Source organism: Enterobacter sp. CPE_E1241, from assembly GCF_045618265.1.
Classification (GTDB): domain Bacteria; phylum Pseudomonadota; class Gammaproteobacteria; order Enterobacterales; family Enterobacteriaceae; genus Enterobacter; species Enterobacter adelaidei.
The window spans coordinates 129,565-151,951 of sequence record NZ_JBIWYV010000001.1; the positions used below are offsets into that span (position 1 = coordinate 129,565).

General features: G+C 54.0%; 21 protein-coding genes. 11 read left to right on the top strand and 10 right to left on the bottom strand.

What is annotated here, in order from left to right:
* Window positions 1-2: 2 nt before the first annotated feature.
* Window positions 3-1,049, bottom strand: a complete 1,047-nt coding sequence (gene rfaF, locus ACJ9Y9_RS00620; protein ID WP_028017867.1) for an ADP-heptose--LPS heptosyltransferase RfaF — start codon at window positions 1,047-1,049, stop codon at window positions 3-5.
* 9 nt (window positions 1,050-1,058) lie between these two features.
* Window positions 1,059-1,991, bottom strand: coding sequence for an ADP-glyceromanno-heptose 6-epimerase (gene rfaD / locus ACJ9Y9_RS00625; protein WP_407226051.1), 933 nt, complete (start codon window positions 1,989-1,991; stop codon window positions 1,059-1,061).
* A gap of 214 nt (window positions 1,992-2,205) precedes the next feature.
* On the opposite strand from rfaD, the gene kbl reads away from it, so the two are divergent.
* The 6 genes from kbl (at window position 2,206) to ACJ9Y9_RS00655 (ending at window position 9,366) form a co-directional block, all read left to right on the top strand.
* Window positions 2,206-3,402, top strand: a complete 1,197-nt coding sequence (gene kbl, locus ACJ9Y9_RS00630; protein ID WP_028017869.1) for a glycine C-acetyltransferase — start codon at window positions 2,206-2,208, stop codon at window positions 3,400-3,402.
* 9 nt (window positions 3,403-3,411) lie between these two features.
* Entirely contained in the window at window positions 3,412-4,437 is a 1,026-nt protein-coding gene (gene tdh, locus ACJ9Y9_RS00635) for an L-threonine 3-dehydrogenase (RefSeq protein WP_028017870.1), read from the top strand.
* A gap of 176 nt (window positions 4,438-4,613) precedes the next feature.
* Window positions 4,614-6,194 carry a phosphoethanolamine transferase gene (locus ACJ9Y9_RS00640; protein ID WP_028017871.1) on the top strand — a complete coding sequence of 527 codons (1,581 nt, stop codon included), beginning with the start codon at window positions 4,614-4,616 and terminating at the stop codon, window positions 6,192-6,194.
* A 61-nt stretch (window positions 6,195-6,255) separates the two neighbouring features.
* Window positions 6,256-7,518: an O-antigen ligase family protein gene (locus ACJ9Y9_RS00645; RefSeq protein WP_309240487.1), complete on the top strand. Its 1,263-nt coding sequence runs from the start codon at window positions 6,256-6,258 to the stop codon at window positions 7,516-7,518.
* 38 nt (window positions 7,519-7,556) lie between these two features.
* Window positions 7,557-8,447 (top strand): glycosyltransferase, encoded by an 891-nt coding sequence (locus ACJ9Y9_RS00650; RefSeq protein WP_229255536.1) that lies wholly within the window; start codon window positions 7,557-7,559, stop codon window positions 8,445-8,447.
* Window positions 8,448-8,454: 7 nt separating this feature from the next.
* On the top strand, window positions 8,455-9,366 hold the full coding sequence (locus ACJ9Y9_RS00655) for a capsular polysaccharide synthesis protein (RefSeq protein WP_229255537.1): 912 nt from the start codon (window positions 8,455-8,457) through the stop codon (window positions 9,364-9,366).
* A gap of 36 nt (window positions 9,367-9,402) precedes the next feature.
* On the opposite strand, the gene ACJ9Y9_RS00660 is transcribed toward ACJ9Y9_RS00655, so the two are convergent.
* From ACJ9Y9_RS00660 to gpmM, 3 genes are read right to left on the bottom strand one after another with little or no spacing between them, the layout of a single operon-like run.
* The gene (locus tag ACJ9Y9_RS00660; RefSeq protein WP_028017875.1) at window positions 9,403-10,335 is read right to left on the bottom strand and encodes a divergent polysaccharide deacetylase family protein; all 933 of its coding nucleotides are present in this window, start codon (window positions 10,333-10,335) and stop codon (window positions 9,403-9,405) included.
* Between the two features lie 3 nt (window positions 10,336-10,338).
* On the bottom strand, window positions 10,339-11,598 hold the full coding sequence (envC, locus tag ACJ9Y9_RS00665; protein WP_028017876.1) for a murein hydrolase activator EnvC: 1,260 nt from the start codon (window positions 11,596-11,598) through the stop codon (window positions 10,339-10,341).
* Between the two features lie 33 nt (window positions 11,599-11,631).
* A complete protein-coding gene (gpmM, locus tag ACJ9Y9_RS00670) occupies window positions 11,632-13,176 on the bottom strand; it encodes a 2,3-bisphosphoglycerate-independent phosphoglycerate mutase (RefSeq protein WP_028017877.1) in 1,545 nt (514 codons plus the stop codon).
* A 248-nt stretch (window positions 13,177-13,424) separates the two neighbouring features.
* Here gpmM and ACJ9Y9_RS00675 point away from each other — a divergent pair, with 248 nt between their 5' ends.
* The 5 genes from ACJ9Y9_RS00675 (at window position 13,425) to cysE (ending at window position 16,536) form a co-directional block, all read left to right on the top strand.
* The gene (locus ACJ9Y9_RS00675; protein ID WP_028017878.1) at window positions 13,425-13,856 is read left to right on the top strand and encodes a rhodanese-like domain-containing protein; all 432 of its coding nucleotides are present in this window, start codon (window positions 13,425-13,427) and stop codon (window positions 13,854-13,856) included.
* Between the two features lie 11 nt (window positions 13,857-13,867).
* Window positions 13,868-14,119, top strand: a complete 252-nt coding sequence (gene grxC / locus ACJ9Y9_RS00680) for a glutaredoxin 3 (protein ID WP_014068373.1) — start codon at window positions 13,868-13,870, stop codon at window positions 14,117-14,119.
* A gap of 32 nt (window positions 14,120-14,151) precedes the next feature.
* Window positions 14,152-14,619: a protein-export chaperone SecB gene (secB, locus tag ACJ9Y9_RS00685; protein ID WP_003860835.1), complete on the top strand. Its 468-nt coding sequence runs from the start codon at window positions 14,152-14,154 to the stop codon at window positions 14,617-14,619.
* Window positions 14,619-15,638 (top strand): NAD(P)H-dependent glycerol-3-phosphate dehydrogenase, encoded by a 1,020-nt coding sequence (gene gpsA, locus ACJ9Y9_RS00690; RefSeq protein ID WP_028017879.1) that lies wholly within the window; start codon window positions 14,619-14,621, stop codon window positions 15,636-15,638. The genes secB and gpsA overlap by 1 nt, the downstream gene beginning before the upstream one ends.
* A gap of 76 nt (window positions 15,639-15,714) precedes the next feature.
* Window positions 15,715-16,536, top strand: coding sequence for a serine O-acetyltransferase (gene cysE, locus ACJ9Y9_RS00695; RefSeq protein ID WP_008502718.1), 822 nt, complete (start codon window positions 15,715-15,717; stop codon window positions 16,534-16,536).
* On the opposite strand, the gene trmL is transcribed toward cysE, so the two are convergent.
* From trmL to lldP, 5 genes are all read right to left on the bottom strand, one after another.
* Complete coding sequence (trmL, locus tag ACJ9Y9_RS00700; protein WP_028017880.1) at window positions 16,533-17,006, bottom strand: tRNA (uridine(34)/cytosine(34)/5-carboxymethylaminomethyluridine(34)-2'-O)-methyltransferase TrmL; 474 nt, start codon at window positions 17,004-17,006, stop codon at window positions 16,533-16,535. The genes cysE and trmL overlap by 4 nt on opposite strands.
* Before the next feature lie 45 nt (window positions 17,007-17,051).
* Window positions 17,052-18,392, bottom strand: coding sequence for an aromatic acid/H+ symport family MFS transporter (locus tag ACJ9Y9_RS00705; RefSeq protein WP_028017881.1), 1,341 nt, complete (start codon window positions 18,390-18,392; stop codon window positions 17,052-17,054).
* A gap of 180 nt (window positions 18,393-18,572) precedes the next feature.
* The gene (gene lldD, locus ACJ9Y9_RS00710) at window positions 18,573-19,760 is read right to left on the bottom strand and encodes a quinone-dependent L-lactate dehydrogenase (RefSeq protein ID WP_028017882.1); all 1,188 of its coding nucleotides are present in this window, start codon (window positions 19,758-19,760) and stop codon (window positions 18,573-18,575) included.
* Window positions 19,757-20,530, bottom strand: coding sequence for a transcriptional regulator LldR (gene lldR, locus ACJ9Y9_RS00715; RefSeq protein WP_028017883.1), 774 nt, complete (start codon window positions 20,528-20,530; stop codon window positions 19,757-19,759). The genes lldD and lldR overlap by 4 nt, the downstream gene beginning before the upstream one ends.
* On the bottom strand, window positions 20,527-22,182 hold the full coding sequence (lldP, locus tag ACJ9Y9_RS00720) for an L-lactate permease (protein ID WP_315959232.1): 1,656 nt from the start codon (window positions 22,180-22,182) through the stop codon (window positions 20,527-20,529). The genes lldR and lldP overlap by 4 nt, the downstream gene beginning before the upstream one ends.
* Between the last annotated feature and the right edge of the window lie 205 nt (window positions 22,183-22,387).

Consider the following 22,387-nt stretch of genomic DNA (forward strand, 5'->3'; position numbering starts at 1 on the left):
CGTTATCCTTCTTCGCTCAACAGCAGTTCGTTAAGCTCTTCCAGCACGCGCTCTGGCGTAATGTCGATCAGGCTCTGGTGATAGCCTTCCGCCGCATCGCCTTTACGCACTTTGTGGTAGCCGGTGATCAGGCGAATGACACGCGCTTTGTGGGACAGCGGCGGGGTAAAGTCCGGGCTGCTTGGGCCATACAGCGCAACCAATGGGCGATTTAGCGCCGCGGCGACGTGCATCAGACCGGAATCATTAGTGACCACGGCTTTACAGGCAGCAATCAGAATAACCGCTTGCTCCAGCTGGGTTTCCCCGGCCAGGTTGCGGCACCAGGCCTGCTGTTCTGTGCTCAGCGTGGCAAGGATTTCGTTACCGGCGTCGTGATCTTTTGCCGAACCGAACAGGACAATCTGGTAGCCTTCGTCAATCAGCTGTTTTGCCAGCTCCGCATAGTGATAGTGCGGCCAGCGTTTTGCCGGGCCGAACTCTGCGCCAGGGCAGAAGCCGATCATCGGACGTTCGGCCGAAATGCCAAACGCGTTACAGGTCTGGGATTTTTCACCGTCGTTAACCTGAAGCTGCGGCCACAGCAGCGGCTGCGGCAGATCTTTCGCGCTGCGCATCACGCCTTTGTCATAGGCCAGCGCGACATAGCGCTCTACCATCAGCGGCCAGGCCTCTTTATCCAGCACGCGGGCGTCGTTCAGCAGACCGTAACGCATTTCACCGCGCCAGCCTGTACGATGAGGCACGCCTGCAAAGAAAGGTACCAGGGCAGATTTGAAGGAGTTGGGCAGCACGTAAGCGCGATCGTAACGCTTTTCGCGCAGGCTGTGGCCGAGCTTGCGGCGTTCGCCGATTTCCAGCGCCCCATGGCCGAGCGGCATTGGGATCGCCTCGTTAACTTCCGGCATACGCGATAACAACGGACGGCACCATGCAGGTGCCATCACGTCGATTATCGCCTGGGGATAGCGCGCCTTGAGCGTGCGATAGAGACTTTGCGACATCATCATGTCGCCCACCCATGACGGGCCGATCACCAGTATCTTCATGCTTGTTTCTTACGCGTCGCGGTTCAGCCAGACCATATATTCCGTTACGCCTTCCGCAACGGTCTTGAACGGCTTGTCATAACCTGCTGCGCGCAGGTTGGTCAGATCAGCCTGAGTGAACGCCTGATAGCGGCCTTTCAGTTTATCCGGGAACGGAATGTACTCAATGCTGCCTTTTTTGTGGTACGCCAGAGTCGCGTCTGCAACAGCCTGGAAGGATTCCGCACGGCCCGTACCCAGGTTAAAGATGCCAGACACGCCGTTTTCCCAGAACCACAGATTCACTGCGGCAACGTCGCCTACGTAGACGAAGTCACGCTTGAAGCCGTCGCTGCCTTCAAACAGTTTCGGACTTTCGCCGTTATTCAACTGGGTGTTCAGGTGGAAAGCCACGCTCGCCATGCTGCCTTTGTGCCCTTCGCGCGGCCCGTAGACGTTGAAGTAGCGGAAGCCCACAATCTGGGAGTTCGCTTCAGGCAGAACCTGACGCACGTATTCGTCGAACAGGAACTTAGAGTAACCGTAGACGTTCAGCGGCTGTTCATATTCGCGGGATTCGATGAAGTCTGACGTGCGACCGCCGTAGGTTGCTGCAGAAGAGGCATACAGGAACGGAATTTCACGCTCCAGGCAGTAGTGAAGGATCTCTTTAGAGTACTGATAGTTGTTTTCCATCATGTACTTGCCGTCCCACTCGGTGGTGGAAGAGCACGCACCCTCGTGGAAGATAGCTTCGATTTCGCCGAACTCTTCACCTGCCATAATCTGGATAAGGAAGTCTTCTTTATCCATATAGTCAGCGATGTTCAGATCCACCAGGTTGACGAACTTGGTGCCGTCTTTCAGGTTGTCAACCACCAGGATGTCGGTGATGCCTTTGTCGTTGAGAGCCTTAACAATATTGCTGCCGATAAAGCCTGCGCCGCCGGTAACGATGATCATAACTGTACCTTTGAAGTGTGGGGGCCGGGGACAATCCCGGACGCTAATGTGCTTATCATATCATTAGTATGGCTGCCCTTCAGCCATTCACCGACATAGCACAAGGGTACACGTGATTTATGCTGCAAAAACGAGAAGAGATAATGTGTCATCTCGTCATGAACTATAGGTTTGGGTAATATGTCCCGAAATTTGCCGAGTCTGGAGAATTGCAATGCGTGGTGATTTTTACAAACAGTTAAATAGCGACCTCGAAACTGCACGTGCAGAAGGGTTGTTCAAGGAAGAGCGTATTATCACGTCTGCTCAGCAGGCGGACATCACCGTTGCCGATGGCAGCCATGTGATCAACTTTTGTGCGAACAACTACTTAGGTCTTGCGAATCACCCTGAGCTGATTGCCGCTGCGAAAAACGGCATGGACACCCACGGTTTCGGCATGGCTTCCGTCCGCTTTATCTGCGGTACCCAGGACAGCCATAAGCAGCTTGAGAAAAAGCTGGCGAGCTTCCTCGGAATGGAAGACGCCATTCTGTACTCCTCCTGCTTCGACGCCAACGGAGGTCTGTTCGAGACCCTGCTCGGCGCAGAAGATGCGATTATCTCCGACGCACTGAACCATGCTTCCATTATTGACGGCGTTCGTCTGTGCAAAGCGAAGCGTTTCCGTTACGCCAACAACGACATGGTTGAGCTGGAAGCGCGCCTGAAAGAAGCGCGTGAAGCGGGCGCTCGCCACGTGCTGATCGCCACCGACGGCGTGTTCTCCATGGACGGCGTGATTGCCAACCTGAAAGGCGTGTGCGATCTGGCGGATAAATACGATGCGCTGGTGATGGTTGATGACTCTCACGCGGTCGGTTTTGTCGGCGAAAATGGTCGTGGTTCCCACGAATACTGTGACGTGATGGGGCGTGTGGACATCATCACCGGTACGCTCGGTAAAGCACTGGGCGGTGCGTCTGGTGGCTATACCGCTGCGCGTAAAGAGGTGGTTGAGTGGCTGCGTCAACGCTCCCGCCCGTATCTGTTCTCCAACTCCCTGGCGCCGGCCATTGTTGCCGCCTCCATCAAGGTACTGGAGATGGTGGAGTCTGGGGCGGCGCTGCGTGACCGTCTGTGGTCCAACGCCCGTCTGTTCCGTGAAAAAATGAGCGCCGCAGGCTTTACCCTGGCCGGTGCTGACCACGCCATCATCCCGGTCATGCTGGGTGATGCGGTAGTCGCACAAAACTTTGCCCGCGAACTGCAAAAAGAAGGGATTTACGTCACCGGGTTCTTCTTCCCGGTGGTGCCAAAAGGTCAGGCGCGTATCCGCACCCAGATGTCTGCGGCGCATACGCCTGAACAAATTGAACGTGCGGTGGAAGCCTTTACCCGCATCGGAAAACAGCTGGGCGTAATTGCCTGAGGACGTGTGATGAAAGCGTTATCCAAACTGAAAGCGGAAGAAGGGATTTGGATGACCGACGTGCCGGAGCCGGAAGTCGGTCATAACGATCTGCTGATCAAAATTCGTAAAACGGCTATCTGCGGTACTGACGTTCACATCTACAACTGGGACCAGTGGTCGCAGAAAACCATTCCGGTACCGATGGTGGTGGGTCACGAATATGTCGGCGAAGTGGTGGGTATCGGCCAGGAAGTAAAAGGCTTCAAAATTGGCGACCGCGTCTCCGGTGAAGGCCATATTACCTGCGGTCACTGCCGTAACTGCCGCGGTGGGCGTACGCACCTGTGTCGTAATACCATTGGCGTGGGCGTAAACCGTCCGGGCTGCTTCGCGGAATACCTGGTGATCCCGGCGTTTAACGCGTTCAAAATCCCGGATAATATCTCTGACGATCTGGCCTCCATCTTCGACCCGTTCGGCAACGCGGTACACACGGCGCTTTCATTTGACCTGGTCGGTGAAGATGTGCTGGTTTCCGGCGCAGGCCCAATCGGGATTATGGCGGCAGCGGTGGCGAAGCACGTTGGTGCGCGAAATGTCGTGATTACCGATGTGAATGAATACCGTCTGTCACTGGCACGCAAAATGGGCGTGACCCGCGCGGTAGATGTCTCTAAAGAGAGCCTGAGCGACGTAATGGAAGAGCTGGGCATGACCGAAGGCTTCGACGTAGGCCTGGAGATGTCCGGCGCGCCACCGGCGTTTCGCACCATGCTGGATACCATGAACCACGGTGGTCGTATTGCCATGCTGGGTATTCCACCGTCAGACATGTCTATCGACTGGAACAAGGTTATCTTCAAAGGGCTGTTCATCAAAGGCATCTATGGCCGTGAGATGTTTGAGACCTGGTACAAGATGGCTGCACTGATCCAGTCTGGCCTGGATCTGTCGCCAATTATCACTCATCGTTTCTCCATTGATGAATTCCAGCAGGGCTTTGACGCAATGCGTTCAGGCCAGTCCGGGAAAGTTATCCTGAGCTGGGATTAACCTGCTCTCAGGCACCCGTTTTTACGGGTGCCCTTACACTTTTTAGCGGTTTGACTTTCCAGGGGTTACTTGTTAACTTCTGGCGAATTTTTCTCCACAGAGTCTTCTCCGCGCGTTCATTCTTGCAGTCATAATGATTACGTCAGGAAAGATTTTGCCAGGCTAATCAGGCTATTATGTCCACATTGTTTTCGCAGAAGTTGGTTAACACCCCTCCACGGCTTGCCGCTTTTTTAACGGTAGTGATTTCTCTGCTAATAGTCATTGGCGTTAATATTATCCATGCCAAATATAATGCGGTGATTAACCGTACGCTGGTTTTTGCACTGATATTGCTGACACTGAAATGTTTAAACAATAAATTAATCAGAAATGTACTGGCGATTATTTTATTAATTCCGGTTGCGGCAGATATTACTTTACAGTTATACGCATGGAATAATTTCAATTCAGCGTTTAGCTATGGGTTTGCCCTGAGCGTACTCAACACGACACCAGGTGAAGCAAGTTCGATGCTCGGCTTGTACTGGCGCGATTGCCTGACCTTTATTGCCCTGTCTGCATTATTTATTTATACCGCCAATACCGGCATGTGGCCTGTCGCACCGCGTTTTCGTCGCTGGCCAGCCATCGTACTTGTCGTCACGCTGCTGTCTTTTTATGGTCAGGCGTTACAGCACCAACTCCGGAAAAGCAGTGTTGAAAGTCTGGCGCAGCGTGTGGTTCAGGCAACGCCTGTTAGCACGGCAAAAGTTTTCATGCAGGCGATTGAAGATAATGCAGTAGTCGCCAACATCGGTAATAACATCCCTGATTATAAGATCGCGCTAACCGAAACCGGCATCGAAAATTATGTGCTGATCATCGGCGAGTCCGAGCGTACGGCAAATATGGGTATCTATGGTTATCAACGAGATACTACACCGGAGCTGGAGAAGCAAAAATCGCAGCTTTTACTGTTCCGTAATGCTGTGACGCCAGCACCGGTTACAATTATGGCCGTGCCACTGGCGTTGACCGCTGATGCCGTGAATGCGCGCGATCCGAAAAAATATGGCGATAACGTCATCAATATCGCGAATAAGGCGGGATATGATACTTACTGGTTTAGTCGTCAGGGCAAGGGTGGGGCGCATAACAACGTCATCACCGGAATTGCCATGAACACCAGACAGCATGAATGGATTGATGGCGGCTACGATGAAGACCTGCTGCCTCTGTTGCAGAATGCGCTTAAAACACCGGGCAAAAAACTGGTCGTCCTGCATTTATATGGGAGCCATGAGCCTTCCTGTCGACGTTTCCCGGCCAGTGAGGCGGTGTTACACGGTGATAATGAAGCCGATGATTGTTATGACAACTCGGTGCGCTATACGGATAAGTTGATGGGCAAGGTGTTTAGCTTGCTGGAAAACTCGCGCTCTTCGGTCATGTATTTCTCCGATCATGGCCTGATTCGCGATCCGAAGCGCGCTGTGGCTTACTCCCATGGCAACGTTAATCCTCCGCGAGAAGCTCTGCATATCCCGGCGTTTATCTGGTATGGACAACAGGTTGATTCGGATAAAAAGTATACCGGAGATTACAATACTGTTTGGTCTGCTGATGACGTTAATACGCTTGCTGAACTGTGGCTTGGGATCCACCGTCAGGGAGAGCCTGTTCAGACGGTACAGTCCTGGCTTGCGGGTTACAATAAGGATGTTACCGTGCTGGACACAACCGGGAAGTCCTATGACTGGCGTAATATTCGTTAACACTGGTGCGATAAACTTGTTTTTAGCGGTGTGCTAGCCTGCTTTACTTTTAGTAAATGGAATGATGATGATTAATGTAGAACGAGATAAGGTCCAGTTTGCATTGTTGCAATTACTCTTCGGACTGTGCGCGTTTGCTTTTGGTTGCGTCGTGGTTTCACCTAATTTATCCGCGAAAATTTTGGGGCTGGCGGGTATAACCGCATTAGTGATTTTCTTGTTGGATATTAAAAACTTCAGAAAGAATGATGCATTCTGGCTTTGTCTGGTTCTGCTGATCATCGGGGTTTGCGATCTGATCTGGTACCGGATGTATAAGGTTGATAGCGAAGCGATCAACTCGTATCGCGCTTACCTTGAAGTCGGGAAAATCTGCCTGTTTGGGGCTTTCTCCATTTTTGTGTTTGTAAACCGTAATCAGCTCAAAGTAGGCTGCAATAAGATCCATATGTTACTGGTCATCGCATTGCAATTGATGATTGTGGTCTACGCAGGATATCAACATCTGTTTCTTGAAAACCAAAGGGTAACGCTTTCCCTTGCCGGCGGTGCGGATGCGACAGGGGCTGCCTACACCATCGCATTTATCTCGTTCTACACGATTCTGGTCCTGCAACACAGTTCAAGCAGATGGAAAGAGTTTTTTATCCTCGGACACTTTTTTATTACCTTCCTGATACTGGTGGCGACAGAAACGCGTGCCGCCATTCTGACCTATCCGATTATTTTCTTCGGTTTGCTGGTGGTGAAGCTGTACAAGGAAAAGCATATTCCGTGGAAGGGGGTTTCTGTTTTCCTGATCGCATTGTTGGCTGGCGCATTTATGATGAAAGACAACCTGATTCAGCGTTATAACGACTTTAACAGCGACATTGTTTCCTATGATAAAGCAAACAGTGTCACTTCGGTTGGTGCCCGTTTCGTTATGTGGAAGTCGGGACTGATAGCATCTAAAAATAATTATTTGTGGCAGTCTACAGATGAGCGGAACACCATAATCCGGGAAGAAATAAAAAAGGATCCAAGCTTGTCAGGTGCATTGGATTACATCCGTGGTCATCTTCATAATGAAATCGTTGAAACACTCTCTGTAAAAGGCCCTTCTGGCGTTATTCTTTATATCCTGTTTGTAATATCGCTTGGCTGGTATGCACTGTGTAAACGTAAAAGTATTATTCTTTTCGCTTTCCTTGTTTCGATAGTTATGTTTGGAGTGGGCGGCGTAATGTTCTATTCTAAAACAACGCCTGTAGCCTGGATGCTGACACTTATAATGTCGATCGTTTTCCTGGAACAAAACAAACATCGAACGGTCATTAAGTAATCATTTTGATTCTCCATCGGGAAAAAGGTATTCTCCCGATGGAGAAATATCTTTTACCAGACGAGCGCGCCATGAACGAACTGATTTCAGTAATCATCACTACTTACAACAGAGAGGAGTTGCTGGAACGCGCAATTCGTTCAGTTATTGCTCAGACATATCCTGCCGTAGAACTGGTTATTGTTGATGACTGTTCTAATGAAAAAACCGCGCAACTTATTGAGCGTATGCGCGCGGAGTGTGAGGCGCGCTTCGTGCATTTCACCTACGAACGTAATGAGAAGAACAGCGGTTCCAATTTCAGCCGCAACCGGGGTTACGCACTCTCGCACGGCGTGTTTGTCACCGGTCTGGATGACGACGACTATTTCCTCCCTGAGCGTTTATCAAAGCTGGTTTCGCGCTACGATGAAAACTATGCCTTTGTCACGGATACGCCTGCCCGACTGGACAAAACTCACCGCACCTATCCAGATACCAACGATAAAAGAATAATTGGTTTACAGGATATCCTCTGTGAAAACGTGGTGGGTAATCAGGTACTAACAACAAAAGAGAAACTGTCTGGTGTGGGTGGTTTTTCCCCTGAGATTAAACAACAGCAGGATCGCGATGTCTGGATTAAATTAATCCTGAAATATGGTCCTGGTATTAAATACAGTTTTAGCACTGCCATGGTGGATGCTGAGCACGGCAGTAACCGAATTACCTCGCAAATTAAAAAATATAATGCTTACCGGAAGCTCTATTTTAAATATCGTGAGCATATGTCCGATGAAACCAAAAGCAACAACCTGTTCCAGCTGATGTCTTTCCGTGGCTTTAAATCTTCTCGCATGAACTGTTTATTACGCGGGCGTAAAAAAGATGCCAAGCTGAGAATGAAACTGCTGCGCCGGACATTAAAAGAGATGTTCAGGGGCGCATAAGGGCGGAATGATGAATCTCAATCTAATCAATAAACTCATCAAAAAAACACGGCGCTGGCAGAAGAAAACCGGTTTATCTCTTTTCCAGCGTGCGGCTGAGCACTTTGAGCAGAAGAAGAAAGAAACGCTGTTTGACGTTATTGATGCGCTAAAAATTCAGCCGGAATCCGCGAGTAACACTGAACCTGAACAGTCGCGCATCATCTGGGTCTGCTGGTTTCAGGGGCTGGAAAGCGCGCCAGATCTGGTTAAACGTTGCATCGAATCCGTGCAACGTAATACGCCAGATGCTCAGGTTGTCATCCTGACGGATGACAATATTCCTGACTACCTCTCATTACCGGATCACATTAAAGTCAAATATCAGGCCGGGCTAATCAGCAAAGCGCAGTATTCCGATATTGTTCGCTGCTCTTTACTGTATCAGTATGGTGGGATCTGGATGGATGCCACCGTCTTTATGACGAAAGCCGTGCCTGAGTCTTTCTATGAAAATAGCTTCTCATCGCTGCGTTTTGACTCGGGTGAAAATGCGACAAGCCAGGGATTCTGGACGGCTTATTTTCTTGCCTCACAAAAGGGCAATACCCTGGTGAAACTGGTCAGGGATATCCTTTATCACTACTGGCAACATCACGATATCCTGCTCGAATATTTCTTAATTGATTACAGCTTCTTGTATGCACGCGAACGTTATCCTCAGTTTCGCGAGCTCATGAACGCACAGCCGGTGACGGGAAATAATCGCTTTTTGATTCGCCAGTTTATCTCTGCCGCACCTGATGCTGCGGCAGTAGAGACACTGAATCGCGATCCTGTGGGTATCTATAAACTCTCCCACAAGGAACAGTATCGTACTGCGGATAACGGTAAGCCGACGCTGTACAGCCAGATCCTCGACGATACCTTCCGTCTGTAATAACAAAAAGCCACCCTTACAGGTGGCTTTTTGTTATCAGGATTTCTTACCCCATCCCTGCCATTGCTGCTGAACGTATTTCACCAGCGTGCTTTCTCCAATGCTTTCGCCAATCACCGAGAAGAAGCGGGTCGCGTAGACCGGCGCTGGCGGCTGTTTTGGTTTGCAACTCTTCACGCCACGGAACGGATTACGTGGAGCTGTCGGAGCGGGCTGGGCCGAATTCGGTGTAGAGGTGTCCACCTGCGGTTCATTCAGCAGGTCGCTCGGGCGTACCAGCGTGATGTCAGACGGTAATGTCGGCAGCATCTGTTGCAGAACACGGACGGTAGACGGATGCGGGTGACCGATAGCAATAGCTGAGCCATTGCGTCTTGCCAACTGCACGGCACGATTGAACTGGACGCGAATGTCCGCTTCGTTTTGCGTATCATCCAGGAATACCTTGCGCTTAATCACCTTCACACCCGTTCCCTGAGCGGCGCGCATCGCCTGGCTGTTACCAATCGTCATGCTATCGAGGAAGTAGAGGTTGTAGCGCTCTAGCGCCTGCATCACTTTGAGCATCCCATACAGGCTCGATGTCATCGCGCTGCCCATGTGGTTGTTCAGCCCTACGGCATACGGCACTTTGTTGTAGGCGTCGCGGATGATGCGCTCGATCTCATCGCTGCTCATATCCGGGCGCAGGGTATCTTTTTCCAGTGGCTGCTTGCTGAGCGGTGCCATCGGCAGATGGATGAGAACCTGATGTCCACTGTTATGGGCTTTGGTCGCCATTTCGCGCGCGTGAGGCGCATTGGGGAGGACGGCAACAGAGATGGCTGACGGCATGGCCAGCACCTGGTTTTCAGTTTGCGGACGATAACCGAAGTCATCAATCACAATGGCGAGTTTACCGGCGTATACCGGTGCAGCCAGCGCCAGTACGCTGGCGACGGAGAAAACAATTCGACGAAATTGAAGCAAAACTTATCTTCCCAACCACGGCTGTGGATTGACCGCCTGACCCTGGCGACGAATTTCGAAATAGAGTGACGGGCGGCCCTGACCGCCACTGCTGCCCACAAGGGCGATGGGTTGGCCGGCGCGCACCTGCGTGCCGACGCTGACCAGTGCGCTCTGGTTGTAGCCGTAAAGACTCATATCACCTTTACCGTGTTCGACCACCACTACCAGCCCGTAACCCTGCAGCCAGTCGGCCAGAATCACGCGGCCATCGGCAATGGCTTTCACTTCGCTACCTTCAGACGCACCGATAACTATCCCTTTCCAACGTAGCTCACCCTGCAGCTGTTCGCCATAACGGTGCAGAATTGAACCACGTACGGGCCAGTACGCCTGGCCGCGAGGAGAGCCCAAACCGCCGGTACGCGACATCAGGGAACGTTCGCTCTCGCTTGGCTTGTAGGTGGTCCCTTTGCGGGACGCTTCCTGCTGCTTGTCGCGAACGGCCTGCGCCTCGCGCGCCTCTTTTTCGGCGCGCGCTTTCGCCGCCGCTTCCGCACGGGCGATGCTGTTACGCAGTTTTGATTCGTTGGCGCGCATTTCGCTCAACTGGCTCTGCCCTTCCTGAATGGAGGACTCAAGGCCAGAAAGCGTTTTCTTACGCTCGTTACGTGCCTGCTCGAGTTTTGCCTGCTGGGCCTGCTGATCGTAGAGCAGCGTCTGCTGCTGGCTCTGCTTTTCTTCCAGCTCGGCTTTTTGCGTGGTGACCTCTTCGCGCGTCTGTTTCAGCTGCGCGATAGTCTCCTGACGCGCCTGGTTCAGGTAGCCAAAGTAAGCCTGCAGGCGCTGACCACGCTGGCTCTCTTCACCGCTGAGGATTAGCTGAAGGCCGGTGTGCTCACCCTGGCGGAATGCGGCATCAAGCTGCGCCGCAAGGTTGCGTTCCTGCGCATCACGCTGACGTTCCAGTTTGGCAATCGACGCGTTCATCTCGTCGATTTGCTTATTCAACTGGGCGAGGGTGTTTTGCGTTTCACGGAGTTTACGCGTGGCGGCGGAGATCGCCTCTTCCTGCTGTTTAAGCTGGGCGAGCAGTGCGGAGCGTTGCTGTTGTTGCTGACGTACCGCACGCTCTTTGGCGGCGATATCGGCCTGAATAGATTTGAGCTGGTCGCGGTCATCCGCGTGGGCGGATGCAGCGCACAGCAATACGCCAGCGCTGAGTGCGCTGGCGTAAAACAGAGGTCTGACTGATAACCTAAGCGGCTTCACGACCCATGTGATTGAAAAAATCGCCTTTCCCCTCATGGGGAGCGATTATTCCACGATGAACAGCGGCTTACCAGTCATCTCTTCAGGGATCGGCATACCCATCAGCGACAACATGGTTGGCGCGATGTCAGAAAGCTTGCCGCCTTCAACTGCTTTCAGGGCTTTATCACCGACATAAATCAGTGGAACAGGCAGGTTGGTATGGGCGGTGTGCGCCTGGCCGGTTGCCGGGTCGCGCATCTGTTCAGCGTTACCGTGGTCAGCGGTGATCAGGAGCTGACCACCAACAGATTCAACGGCTTTCGCGACCTGATCAACACAGTGATCCAGCGCTTCAACTGCTTTTACCGCCGCTTCCATGACCCCGGTATGGCCAACCATATCGCCATTTGGGTAGTTACAGATGATGGTGTCGTACTTGCCGCTCTCGATGGCCGCAACCAGTTTTTCGGTCAGTTCCGCAGAGCTCATTTCTGGCTGCAGATCGTAGGTGGCCACTTTCGGCGAGTTGATCAGAATACGGTCTTCGCCTTTGAACGGCTCTTCCACACCGCCGTTGAAGAAGAAGGTCACGTGTGCGTATTTTTCAGTTTCGGAAATACGCAGCTGCGTTTTATCGTTCTTCGCCATCCACTCACCAAAAGTATTGGCCAGCGAGGCTGGTGGATATGCGCATGGGGCTTTGATGTCTGCAGCGTATTCAGTCAGCTGGATGAAATCGAGGTTGACCACTTTCTTACGGGCAAAACCGTCGAAATCGCTGTTAACGAACGCACGGGTGATTTCACGCGCGCGGTCAGCACGGAAGTTCATGAAGATCAGCGCGTCGCCATCTTCCATGGCGGCATCAGCCTGGCCTTCAGCACGAATGACGGTCGCTTTCACGAATTCGTCGTTTTCATCACGCGCGTAAGCGGCTTCCAGACCCTCAACAGCGGTGGCGAACTGGAATTCACCTTTCGCCAGGGTCATCAGGTCATAGGCCTGTTCAACGCGATCCCAGCGATTGTCGCGGTCCATCGCGTAGTAACGACCAATAATGGACGCCACACGGCCTTTACCCAGCGCGGCGAATTTCTCTTCGAAGGCTTGCAGAGAGCCTTTTGCGCTGCGTGGTGGCGTATCGCGACCGTCCAGGAAGGCGTGCAGATAGATTTTTTCCGCACCGCGCTCAGCGGCCAGTTCAACCATCGCCATGATGTGATCTTCGTGGCTGTGAACGCCGCCAGCAGAGAGCAGGCCCATGATGTGAACGGCTTTGCCTGCAGCCACGGCTTTATCGACCGCGCCAGACAGAACAGGGTTGGAGAAGAAGGTACGTTCTTTGATTTCAACGTCCAGGCGGGTCAGATCCTGATACACGATACGGCCCGCGCCCAGGTTCACGTGACCCACTTCGGAGTTACCCATCTGGCGATCCGGCAGACCGACTTCCAGGCCGGATGCGTCAATCAGGGTATGGGGACGTTTTGCCCACAGTGCATCCATGACCGGGGTTTTGGCGTTGAAAATGGCGTTATCCTGTTGATCTTCACGGTAGCCATAGCCATCCAGAATCACCAGTACCATAGGTTTTTTAGAAACCGACATTGCGACAACCTCATGCTCAAGAGACGAAAGATTTGCGTAATTTTACTACAGCTGAATCGATCAAATAGCCGCAGAAGATCAAAGAATGCGTAGGGGTAAGGCGCTTCTCTGGTCATTTTGAGGCTTTTTTTTCGTGGCATGCCGCAGAAAATGGATTAGCTTAATGTCGCTGGCTGTATTTGCCACAACGCACAGGTATACTCCTGTCCTGGTTTTTTTAATCACTTAGTCGGGAGTTGTTACCCCCCATGCAAGAAATTATGCAATTTGTTAGCCGCCACCCGGTTCTGAGCATCGCGTGGATTGGCCTTCTGGCCGCTGTGCTGTTCACTACCTTTAAAGGGCTGACGTCTAAAATTAAGGTGATCACCCGTGGTGAAGCCACGCGCCTGATCAACAAAGAAGACGCTGTGGTTGTCGATCTCCGTCAGCGTGATGATTTCCGCAAAGGCCACATCGCAGGTTCTATCAACCTGCTGCCTGCTGAAATCAAAGCGAACAACGTTGGTGAGCTGGAAAAGCATAAAGCCCAGCCAATTATCGTCGTGGATGGTACTGGCATGCAGGCGCAGGAATCGGCTAACGCACTGCACAAAGCAGGTTTCGAAAACGTAACGGTACTGAAAGAAGGTATTTCCGGCTGGAGCGGGGAAAATCTTCCTTTGGTTCGCGGTAAATAAGGAGTTCAGTGATGGCCAATATTGAGATCTACACCAAAGCAACCTGTCCGTTCTGCCATCGTGCGAAAGCACTGCTTAACAGCAAAGGCGTCACGTTCCAGGAATTGCCAATCGATGGTGACGCGACAAAACGCGAAGAGATGATTCAACGTAGTGGTCGCACGACGGTTCCGCAGATTTTTATTGATGCGCAGCACATTGGCGGCTGTGATGACTTGTATGCGCTCGACGCACGTGGTGGACTCGATCCCCTGCTGCGCTAAGAGACTTTAGGACAATTAAAAAGGGTTTTTCCATGTCAGAACAAAACAACACCGAAATGACTTTCCAGATCCAGCGCATCTACACCAAGGATGTCTCTTTCGAAGCGCCAAATGCGCCACACGTTTTCCAGAAAGATTGGCAGCCAGAGGTTAAACTTGATCTGGATACCGCATCCACCCAACTGGCGGATGATGTGTATGAAGTCGTACTGCGTGTGACTGTTACCGCTTCTCTGGGCGAAGAAACGGCTTTCCTGTGTGAAGTACAGCAGGGCGGCATCTTCTCCATCGGCGGCATTGAAGGCAACCAGATGGCGCATTGCCTGGGTGCATACTGCCCGAACATCCTGTTCCCGTATGCGCGTGAATGCATCACCAGCCTGGTTTCTCGCGGTACATTCCCGCAACTGAACCTTGCGCCAGTAAACTTTGATGCGCTGTTCATGAACTATCTGCAGCAGCAAGCTGGCGAAGGTGCTGAACAACATCAGGATGCCTGATGAGCACTGTTAATGCGTCAATGACTGTGATCGGTGCCGGCTCATACGGCACCGCTCTTGCCATCACACTGGCAAGAAATGGTCACGATGTGGTCCTGTGGGGCCACGATCCAAAACATATCGCGACGTTGCAACATGACCGCTGCAACGTGGCGTTTCTCCCTGACGTTCCGTTCCCAGATACCCTGCACCTGGAAAGCGATCTTGCGACCGCACTGGCGGCCAGCCGCAACATTCTGATTGTGGTTCCGAGCCATGTATTTGGCGACGTGCTTCGTCAGATTAAGCCGCTGATGCGCCCGGATGCGCGCATTGTCTGGGCGACCAAAGGACTGGAAGCCGAAACCGGACGCCTGCTGCAGGACGTTGCCCGCGAAGCGCTGGGTGATGAGATCCCGCTGGCGGTCATCTCCGGCCCGACTTTTGCCAAAGAGCTGGCAGCTGGCCTGCCGACGGCGATTTCGCTGGCTTCCACCGATCAGGCCTTCTCCGACGATCTTCAACAGCTGCTGCACTGCGGCAAGAGCTTCCGCGTCTACAGCAACCCCGATTTTATCGGCGTGCAGCTGGGCGGCGCGGTGAAGAACGTGATTGCGATTGGCGCCGGGATGTCAGACGGCATTGGTTTTGGTGCCAATGCGCGTACGGCGCTGATCACCCGAGGGCTGACCGAAATGTCCCGCCTGGGCGAAGCGCTGGGTGCCGATCCGGCGACCTTTATGGGGATGGCAGGTCTGGGCGACCTGGTGCTGACCTGTACCGACAACCAGTCGCGTAACCGCCGCTTTGGCATGATGCTCGGACAGGGCAGCGATGTAAAAGGCGCGCAGGAGAAGATTGGTCAGGTGGTTGAAGGTTACCGCAATACCAAAGAAGTTCGCGAACTTGCGCATCGGTTTGGCGTTGAAATGCCAATAACCGAGGAAATTTATCAGGTATTGTATTGCGGAAAAAATGCGCGCGAGGCAGCATTGACCTTATTAGGTCGTGCGCGCAAGGACGAGCGCAGCAGCAACTAGTCGCAGGGAACCGTTGTCACCCAACGATACGGCCAGCAGAGACTGGCCGATCGTACTATTACGTCTGGAGTAAGCAATGCCGTGTGAAGAACTGGATATCGTCTGGAACAATATTAAAGCCGAAGCCCGGGCGTTGGCCGACTGCGAGCCTATGCTGGCCAGTTTCTACCACGCGACGCTACTCAAGCACGAAAACCTCGGCAGCGCCCTGAGCTATATGCTTGCCAACAAACTGGCCTCCTCAATTATGCCTGCCATCGCCATTCGCGAAGTGGTAGAAGAGGCCTACGCCGCAGATCCGGAAATGATCGCCTCTGCCGCCTGTGATATCCAGGCTGTGCGCACGCGTGACCCGGCTGTCGATAAATACTCTACACCGCTGCTGTACCTGAAAGGCTTCCATGCGCTTCAGGCCTACCGCATTGGTCACTGGCTGTGGAACGAAGGCCGCCGCGCGCTGGCCATCTTCCTGCAAAACCAGGTGTCTGTGACCTTTCAGGTTGATATCCACCCGGCGGCGAAAATTGGCCGTGGGATTATGCTCGACCATGCCACCGGCATTGTTGTCGGTGAAACGGCGGTAATTGAAGATGACGTCTCTATTCTGCAATCGGTCACGCTGGGCGGTACGGGCAAAACCAGCGGCGATCGTCACCCGAAGATCCGTGAAGGGGTGATGATTGGCGCAGGTGCCAAGATCCTCGGGAATATCGAAGTAGGGCGCGGGGCGAAGATTGGTGCGGGTTCAGTCGTGCTTCAGCCAGTTCCGCCGCACACCACCGCCGCTGGCGTACCGGCACGTATTGTCGGCAAGCCAGACAGCGATAAACCGTCAATGGATATGGATCAGCACTTCAACGGTATCCACCATACTTTCGAGTATGGGGACGGTATTTAACTTCTGAGAATGGCGCCCGGGTATCCCAACTGGCGCCATGCTTCATACACAACCACTGACACCGCATTTGACAGGTTCATGCTGCGACTGTCCGGCATCATTGGAATACGGATTTTTTGCTCAGCGGGCAGGGCGTCCAGGATGATTGCGGGCAGGCCACGGGTTTCCGGGCCAAACATCAGATAATCCCCTTCCTGATAGCTCACTGCGCTGTGTGCAGGCGTCCCTTTCGTGGTCAGGGCGAACATACGCTGTGGCTTTTCGCTTTCCAGAAACGCGGCGTAATCATGATGACGCACCACGGCAGTAAATTCATGATAATCCAGCCCCGCACGTCGCAGACGTTTGTCGTCCCACGTAAAACCCATTGGCTCAATGATATGCAGGCGAAAACCGGTGTTCGCACACAAGCGGATGATATTGCCGGTATTCGGCGGGATTTCTGGTTCGAATAAAACGATGTTAAGCATGCTGCCCCCTTAATTGCGGGGGCAGAATAGCAGAAAAGAAAGGAACTACGCGACGCCGGGTTCCTGCGAGCGGCTATACAGCATTTTGTAGACGGTTGCCGCGGCGGCCACCATGGCGGGTACGCTGAGGATCATTAAAATACTGTCTGCCTGCCACTGCATGGAAAGAAGCTGGGCGCTGGTCATGGTTCCCGCTACGCCGCCAAAGCGGCCGATGCCCTGCATCCAGGCGATACCCGTCGCGCGGCACTCGGTAGGGTAAAAGGTCGCGGCCAGGGTTTGCATGCCCGATTGCGCACCGTTCATTGCGATCCCCATCAGGAAAATGAGTCCGCCAAACAGGGCGATATGGTTATGCTCAAGGCCGAGTAACAGGATCAGTACCATTGTCAGGACAAATCCCCCTGCGACCACCTTGTGCGCTTCCCAGCGGTCCATCATCCAGCCCGCGAGCAGAATGCCTGCGGTACCGCCGAAGGTGAACAGCGAGGTGAGCCAGGCGGATTCCGCCAGAGCATAACCCATCCCCTGCATCAGCGTCGGCATCCAGCTCAGCAGGACGTAGTAAATGACCAGCCCCATAAAATAGGTCACCCACAGCATCAGGGTACCGGGCAGCCAGGGCATAGAAAACAACTGCGCCACGCTCCCTTTTTTAGACACGACTTTCTCCTCCGCCAGGAAAAAGCCCGTGACGCTCTCCAGCGTGCTGCTGGCGAATCGGCTGGCGATACGGCGGATCTGCATGACGTCTTTCCCGCGCTGTACCAGAAACTTCACTGACTCCGGTAACAGCAGCGCCAGCAGCAGCGTTAAAATCAGCGGAGCAATCGCGCCGGTCAGCAGCACGCTTCGCCAGCCGTGGTGGGGGATAAGCCAGGAAGAGATCGCGCCGCCGCCAGCCGCACCCAGAGGGAAGCCGCAGTACATGGTGTTAATTGCCATGGCGCGGCAGCGCTGGGGGGCAAACTCGGAGATCAGCGTGATGGCATTGGGCATTGCAGCGCCGAGGCCCAGACCCGTCAGAAAGCGCCACAGCGTGAGCGTATTCAGACTTTGCGCCCAGGCCGTTCCCAGGCTCGCAAGACCGAAGAACAGACACGAAAAGACCAGTACGCGCTTGCGTCCCATCCGGTCCGATACCGGACCGGCGATAAGTGCCCCCAACGACAGCCCCAGCAGCGCTGCGCTCAGCACCGGCCCCAGATCCTGTTTGTGTATCCCCCATTCTGCCGACAGCGTAGGCGCGATGTAACCCATCGCCGCCGTATCAAAACCATCGATCGCCAGAACCAGAAAGCCCAGCACGATAAGAAGCCAGTGAAACCCTGAAAAGGGACTCTCATCGATCACCTGCTGAATATCCACCTTACCTGAATATGTCATACGCTCCCCTCTGATGTGATGTTGTTTTTGTGTTCTTGTATTTGCTTGTCTATACAATTGCGCGCGGCAGGTTGATGTCAAATTTTCTTATCCAATATGTTATCTGGATGTTATTTTTGGCATAAAAAAGCGCCCGAGGGGGAATCGGGCGCGTGAAAAAGAGGTGTTAATGGGGAAGACTCAGGCTGCGTTTCCCTGAGCAAGCGGAGCCAGCGCCGCCGGTAATTTGCTTAACTCCTGCACCAGGGAATCCTTACTGATTTCACTAATCGTTTTCGCGCCAGTTAACGTCATCGCCACCTTCATCTCTTTTTCGATCAGGTTCAGCAGGTTTGCCACACCCGCCTGGCCCGCCGTCGCCAGCGCATACAGATACGCACGGCCCAGCAGTACGCTGTCAGCGCCCAGCGCGATCATACGCACCACGTCCAGCCCGCTGCGGATGCCGCTGTCGGCCAGGATAGCGATGTCGCCTTTCACTGCATCGGCAATGGCAGGCAGGGCTCGTGCGGAAGAGAGCACACCGTCAAGCTGGCGTCCGCCGTGGTTAGAAACCACAATCCCGTCAGCGCCAAAGCGTACTGCGTCGCGGGCATCTTCCGGGTCGAGGATCCCTTTGATCACCATCGGGCCGTCCCAGAAATCGCGGATCCACTCCAGGTCTTTCCAGGAGATGGACGGGTCGAAGTTATTTGCCAGCCAGCCGATGTAATCTTCCAGTCCGGTAGGTTTACCAAGGTAAGCCGAGATGTTGCCCAGATCGTGTGGACGGCCGTTCAGACCGACATCCCAGGCCCATTGCGGATGCGTCACCGCCTGCCAGTAACGGCGCAGGGCGGCATTCGGTCCGCTCATGCCTGAGTGAGCATCACGGTAGCGTGCGCCGGGGGTTGGCATATCGACGGTAAAGACCAGCGTTGAGCAGCCCGCCGCTTTGGCACGCTCCAGCGCATTACGCATAAACCCGCGATCGCGCAGAACGTACAGCTGGAACCACATCGGGCGCTTGATGGTTGGAGCGACTTCTTCAATCGGGCAGACGGAAACGGTGGAGAGGGTAAACGGAATGCCTTTGGCATCTGCAGCCGCGGCCGCCTGTACTTCGCCACGACGGGCGTACATGCCGCACAGGCCTACGGGGGCGAGGGCGACCGGCATGGAGAGCGTTTCATTGAACAATTTCGTCTCAAGGCTCAGGTCAGACATATTCTTCAGCACGCGCTGGCGCAGAGCCACTTCCGACAGGTCTTCCACGTTGCGACGCAGGGTGTGCTCGGCATAGGCCCCGCCGTCGATATAGTGAAACAGGAAAGGTGGCAAAATGCGCTGTGCCGCGGCGCGATAGTCACTGGCTGCTGAAATAATCATGCTTTGTTCTCCCTGGAAATATCACTGTCGCCAGGCAGACGGGTAATACGCGCCTGTCGGGCCTGATCTTCATCGAATCGTTTAATGGTGGTGTGTACGAAGCCCAGATGCGCCATCATCGCTTTTCGCGCGGCCTCGGCATCACCGGCCAGAATGGCGTTAAGCACCGCCTCGTGTTGTTCGGTCAACTGGGCAAACACCGGTGGAACCAGATACATACGCTGGCGGCTCTGCTTCACGGAGGATTGCAGCAAGTCGAAGAAACCGCGCATGGTCTGCAGCAGAACCACGTTGTGTGATGCCTCGGCAATTGCCAGGTGAAAGCGCACGTCCGCCTGGGAGGCGATATCCGGGTCACTGCTCTGCGTGGCCTCAAAACAGGCTCTTAGCTTCTCTTTATCGGCCTCGGTTGCCCGCATGGCTGCATGCCAGGCGGTACTGGTTTCGATGGCATGACGCGCTTCAAGGATGTCGAAGCTGTAGTCCGGGTCGTTCTCCATCAGCGTTTTCAGTGGCTGAACGATGTTTTGCTCAGACCAGTCATCATGCTGCCAGCGGACAAACGTGCCACCACCGCGGCGGCTTACCAGTACCCCTTCGCTGACCAGTGTCGCCAGTGCCTCACGCAGCGAATTACGTGATACACCCAGCTGGGCGGCGAGCTGGCGTTCGGCGGGCAATTTCATGCCCGCTTCCAGCTGTTGTTCTTCAATCAGCGCCCGCACGCGAGAGGCTATCTCGTCGGACAGGCGTCTGGGCATCACTATCATGGAATCATCCAGGTTAAGACATAGGCCTGCAGGGTGGTGATCACCCCGACCATGCAGGTGAATATCAGGCTGTGTTTCACGGTAAAGCGGAACAGGTCCGACTCTCTACCCACCAGTCCCACCGCAGCACAGGCAATGGCGATAGATTGCGGGGAGATCATTTTCCCGGTCACGCCGCCAGTGGTGTTAGCTGCCACCAGAAGGACATCTGACACACCAATCTGTTGGGCCGCCGTTGCCTGCAGAGCAGCAAACAGGGCGTTAGACGAGGTATCTGAACCGGTCAGGAACACCCCCAGCCAGCCGAGGAACGGCGAGAAGAAGGTGAAGGCGTGGCTGGTATGCGCCAGCGCCAGAGCCAGCGTTGATGACAAACCGGAATAGTTCGAGATAAACGCGAACGCCAGCACCATGCCGATGGAGTAAATCGGCAGCATCAGCTCTTTAATGGTCGCCGCAAAGGTCTGTACTGCAGCGACAGGCTTCATGCGCAGCCAGACAACAGAAAGGATAGCGGCGAACAGAATCGCCGTACCGGTCGCGGAGAACCAGTCGAATTTGTATACCGCGGCATACGGAGTTGCGGTGTGGACCACTGGCGGCATACGGGCGACCATCTTGTCGAGGAACGGCACGGAGATGTTAATCACCATGTCGTACAGTGCGCCACCCGGTGCGAAGAGGGCTTTAAACGGTGGGATGCTCCACAGCGTCACCGTTGCGGTCAGGAACAGGAACGGCGACCAGGCACGGATCACCTGTCCTGCCGTATAGCCTGTACGCGCCAGGGTTTGATCGACCTGAGAGGCGCCCATATCGGCAAAACGGAAAATACGTACCGGCTGCCAGCGCTTCAGGAACAGCGTCAGACAAACCAGCGAAACCAGCGAAGAGATAATGTCCGGCAGTTCAGGGCCGAGGAAGTTGGAGCTGAGATACTGGGCGATGGCGAACGAACCACCTGCCACCATCACCGCAGGCCAGGTCTCCTTCACGCCGCGCCAGCCGTCCATAATCGCCATGATCCAGAACAGCACGATAATGGTCAGGAACGGCAGTTGGCGGCCCACCATCTGGCCAATCTCGAAGCTGTCCAGCCCGGTGACCTGTCCGGCCACCAGAATTGGAATACCCATCGCGCCAAACGCCACCGGCGCGGTGTTCACAATCAGGCACAGACCCGCGGCATACAGCGGGTTAAAGCCCAGACCGACCAGCAGCGCGGCGGTGATCGCCACCGGTGCGCCAAAACCTGCAGCCCCTTCCAGGAACGCCCCAAAGGAGAAGCCGACAATCAGCATCTGCAGGCGCTGGTCCGGCGTGATGGAGAGGATTGACGAGCGAATGATGTCGAACTGCCCGGTTTTCACCGAGATTTTATAGACAAAGACCGCGGCGATGATGATCCACGCAATCGGCCACAGGCCATAGAAGAAACCGTAGACCACAGAGGCCAGCGCACGGTCAACCGGCATTTTGTAGAACAGCAATGCCACCATCAGCGCGATAGCAACGGTATACGTCGCGGCGAGGTAGCCCTTCAGCTTGAGCTTAATCAGCGCAAAGAAGAAGAACAGGATCGGAAGCGATGCGATCAGGCTCGACAGCCAGATATTTCCGGCCGGGTCGTAGTTTTGTTGCCAGAGGCTCATGCAGGTCTCCTGGGGACCAGACAGCCTGCGCTGCGGGTGAGTCTCCGCTCAACTCTGCGTCACAGGTTGTGTAAAAGTGGTCCTGCCAATGTTGTGTTGTAGGGTTAATGACAATGAATGGTTAACCAGATGTTATGAGCTGGCAATGGTTTTGTGAGCAGAAATGATGGATTTGTGAAGCGGGGAAGAAAGAAACAGGGGATTG

Excerpts from the sequence above, each read along its gene's own strand:
- ACJ9Y9_RS00645 (WP_309240487.1), top strand. The coding sequence starts at position 6,256 with ATGATGATGATTAATGTAGAACGAGATAAGGTCCAGTTTGCATTGTTG.
- cysE (WP_008502718.1), top strand. The coding sequence starts at position 15,715 with ATGCCGTGTGAAGAACTGGATATCGTCTGGAACAATATTAAAGCCGAA.
- ACJ9Y9_RS00640 (WP_028017871.1), top strand. The coding sequence starts at position 4,614 with ATGTCCACATTGTTTTCGCAGAAGTTGGTTAACACCCCTCCACGGCTT.
- rfaD (WP_407226051.1), bottom strand. The coding sequence starts at position 1,991 with ATGATCATCGTTACCGGCGGCGCAGGCTTTATCGGCAGCAATATTGTT.
- lldR (WP_028017883.1), bottom strand. The coding sequence starts at position 20,530 with ATGATAGTGATGCCCAGACGCCTGTCCGACGAGATAGCCTCTCGCGTG.
- kbl (WP_028017869.1), top strand. The coding sequence starts at position 2,206 with ATGCGTGGTGATTTTTACAAACAGTTAAATAGCGACCTCGAAACTGCA.
- ACJ9Y9_RS00705 (WP_028017881.1), bottom strand. The coding sequence starts at position 18,392 with ATGACATATTCAGGTAAGGTGGATATTCAGCAGGTGATCGATGAGAGT.
- trmL (WP_028017880.1), bottom strand. The coding sequence starts at position 17,006 with ATGCTTAACATCGTTTTATTCGAACCAGAAATCCCGCCGAATACCGGC.
- gpmM (WP_028017877.1), bottom strand. The coding sequence starts at position 13,176 with ATGTCGGTTTCTAAAAAACCTATGGTACTGGTGATTCTGGATGGCTAT.
- tdh (WP_028017870.1), top strand. The coding sequence starts at position 3,412 with ATGAAAGCGTTATCCAAACTGAAAGCGGAAGAAGGGATTTGGATGACC.
- ACJ9Y9_RS00650 (WP_229255536.1), top strand. The coding sequence starts at position 7,557 with ATGGAGAAATATCTTTTACCAGACGAGCGCGCCATGAACGAACTGATT.
- lldP (WP_315959232.1), bottom strand. The coding sequence starts at position 22,182 with ATGAGCCTCTGGCAACAAAACTACGACCCGGCCGGAAATATCTGGCTG.
- gpsA (WP_028017879.1), top strand. The coding sequence starts at position 14,619 with ATGAGCACTGTTAATGCGTCAATGACTGTGATCGGTGCCGGCTCATAC.
- secB (WP_003860835.1), top strand. The coding sequence starts at position 14,152 with ATGTCAGAACAAAACAACACCGAAATGACTTTCCAGATCCAGCGCATC.
- ACJ9Y9_RS00675 (WP_028017878.1), top strand. The coding sequence starts at position 13,425 with ATGCAAGAAATTATGCAATTTGTTAGCCGCCACCCGGTTCTGAGCATC.
- rfaF (WP_028017867.1), bottom strand. The coding sequence starts at position 1,049 with ATGAAGATACTGGTGATCGGCCCGTCATGGGTGGGCGACATGATGATG.
- ACJ9Y9_RS00655 (WP_229255537.1), top strand. The coding sequence starts at position 8,455 with ATGATGAATCTCAATCTAATCAATAAACTCATCAAAAAAACACGGCGC.
- lldD (WP_028017882.1), bottom strand. The coding sequence starts at position 19,760 with ATGATTATTTCAGCAGCCAGTGACTATCGCGCCGCGGCACAGCGCATT.
- grxC (WP_014068373.1), top strand. The coding sequence starts at position 13,868 with ATGGCCAATATTGAGATCTACACCAAAGCAACCTGTCCGTTCTGCCAT.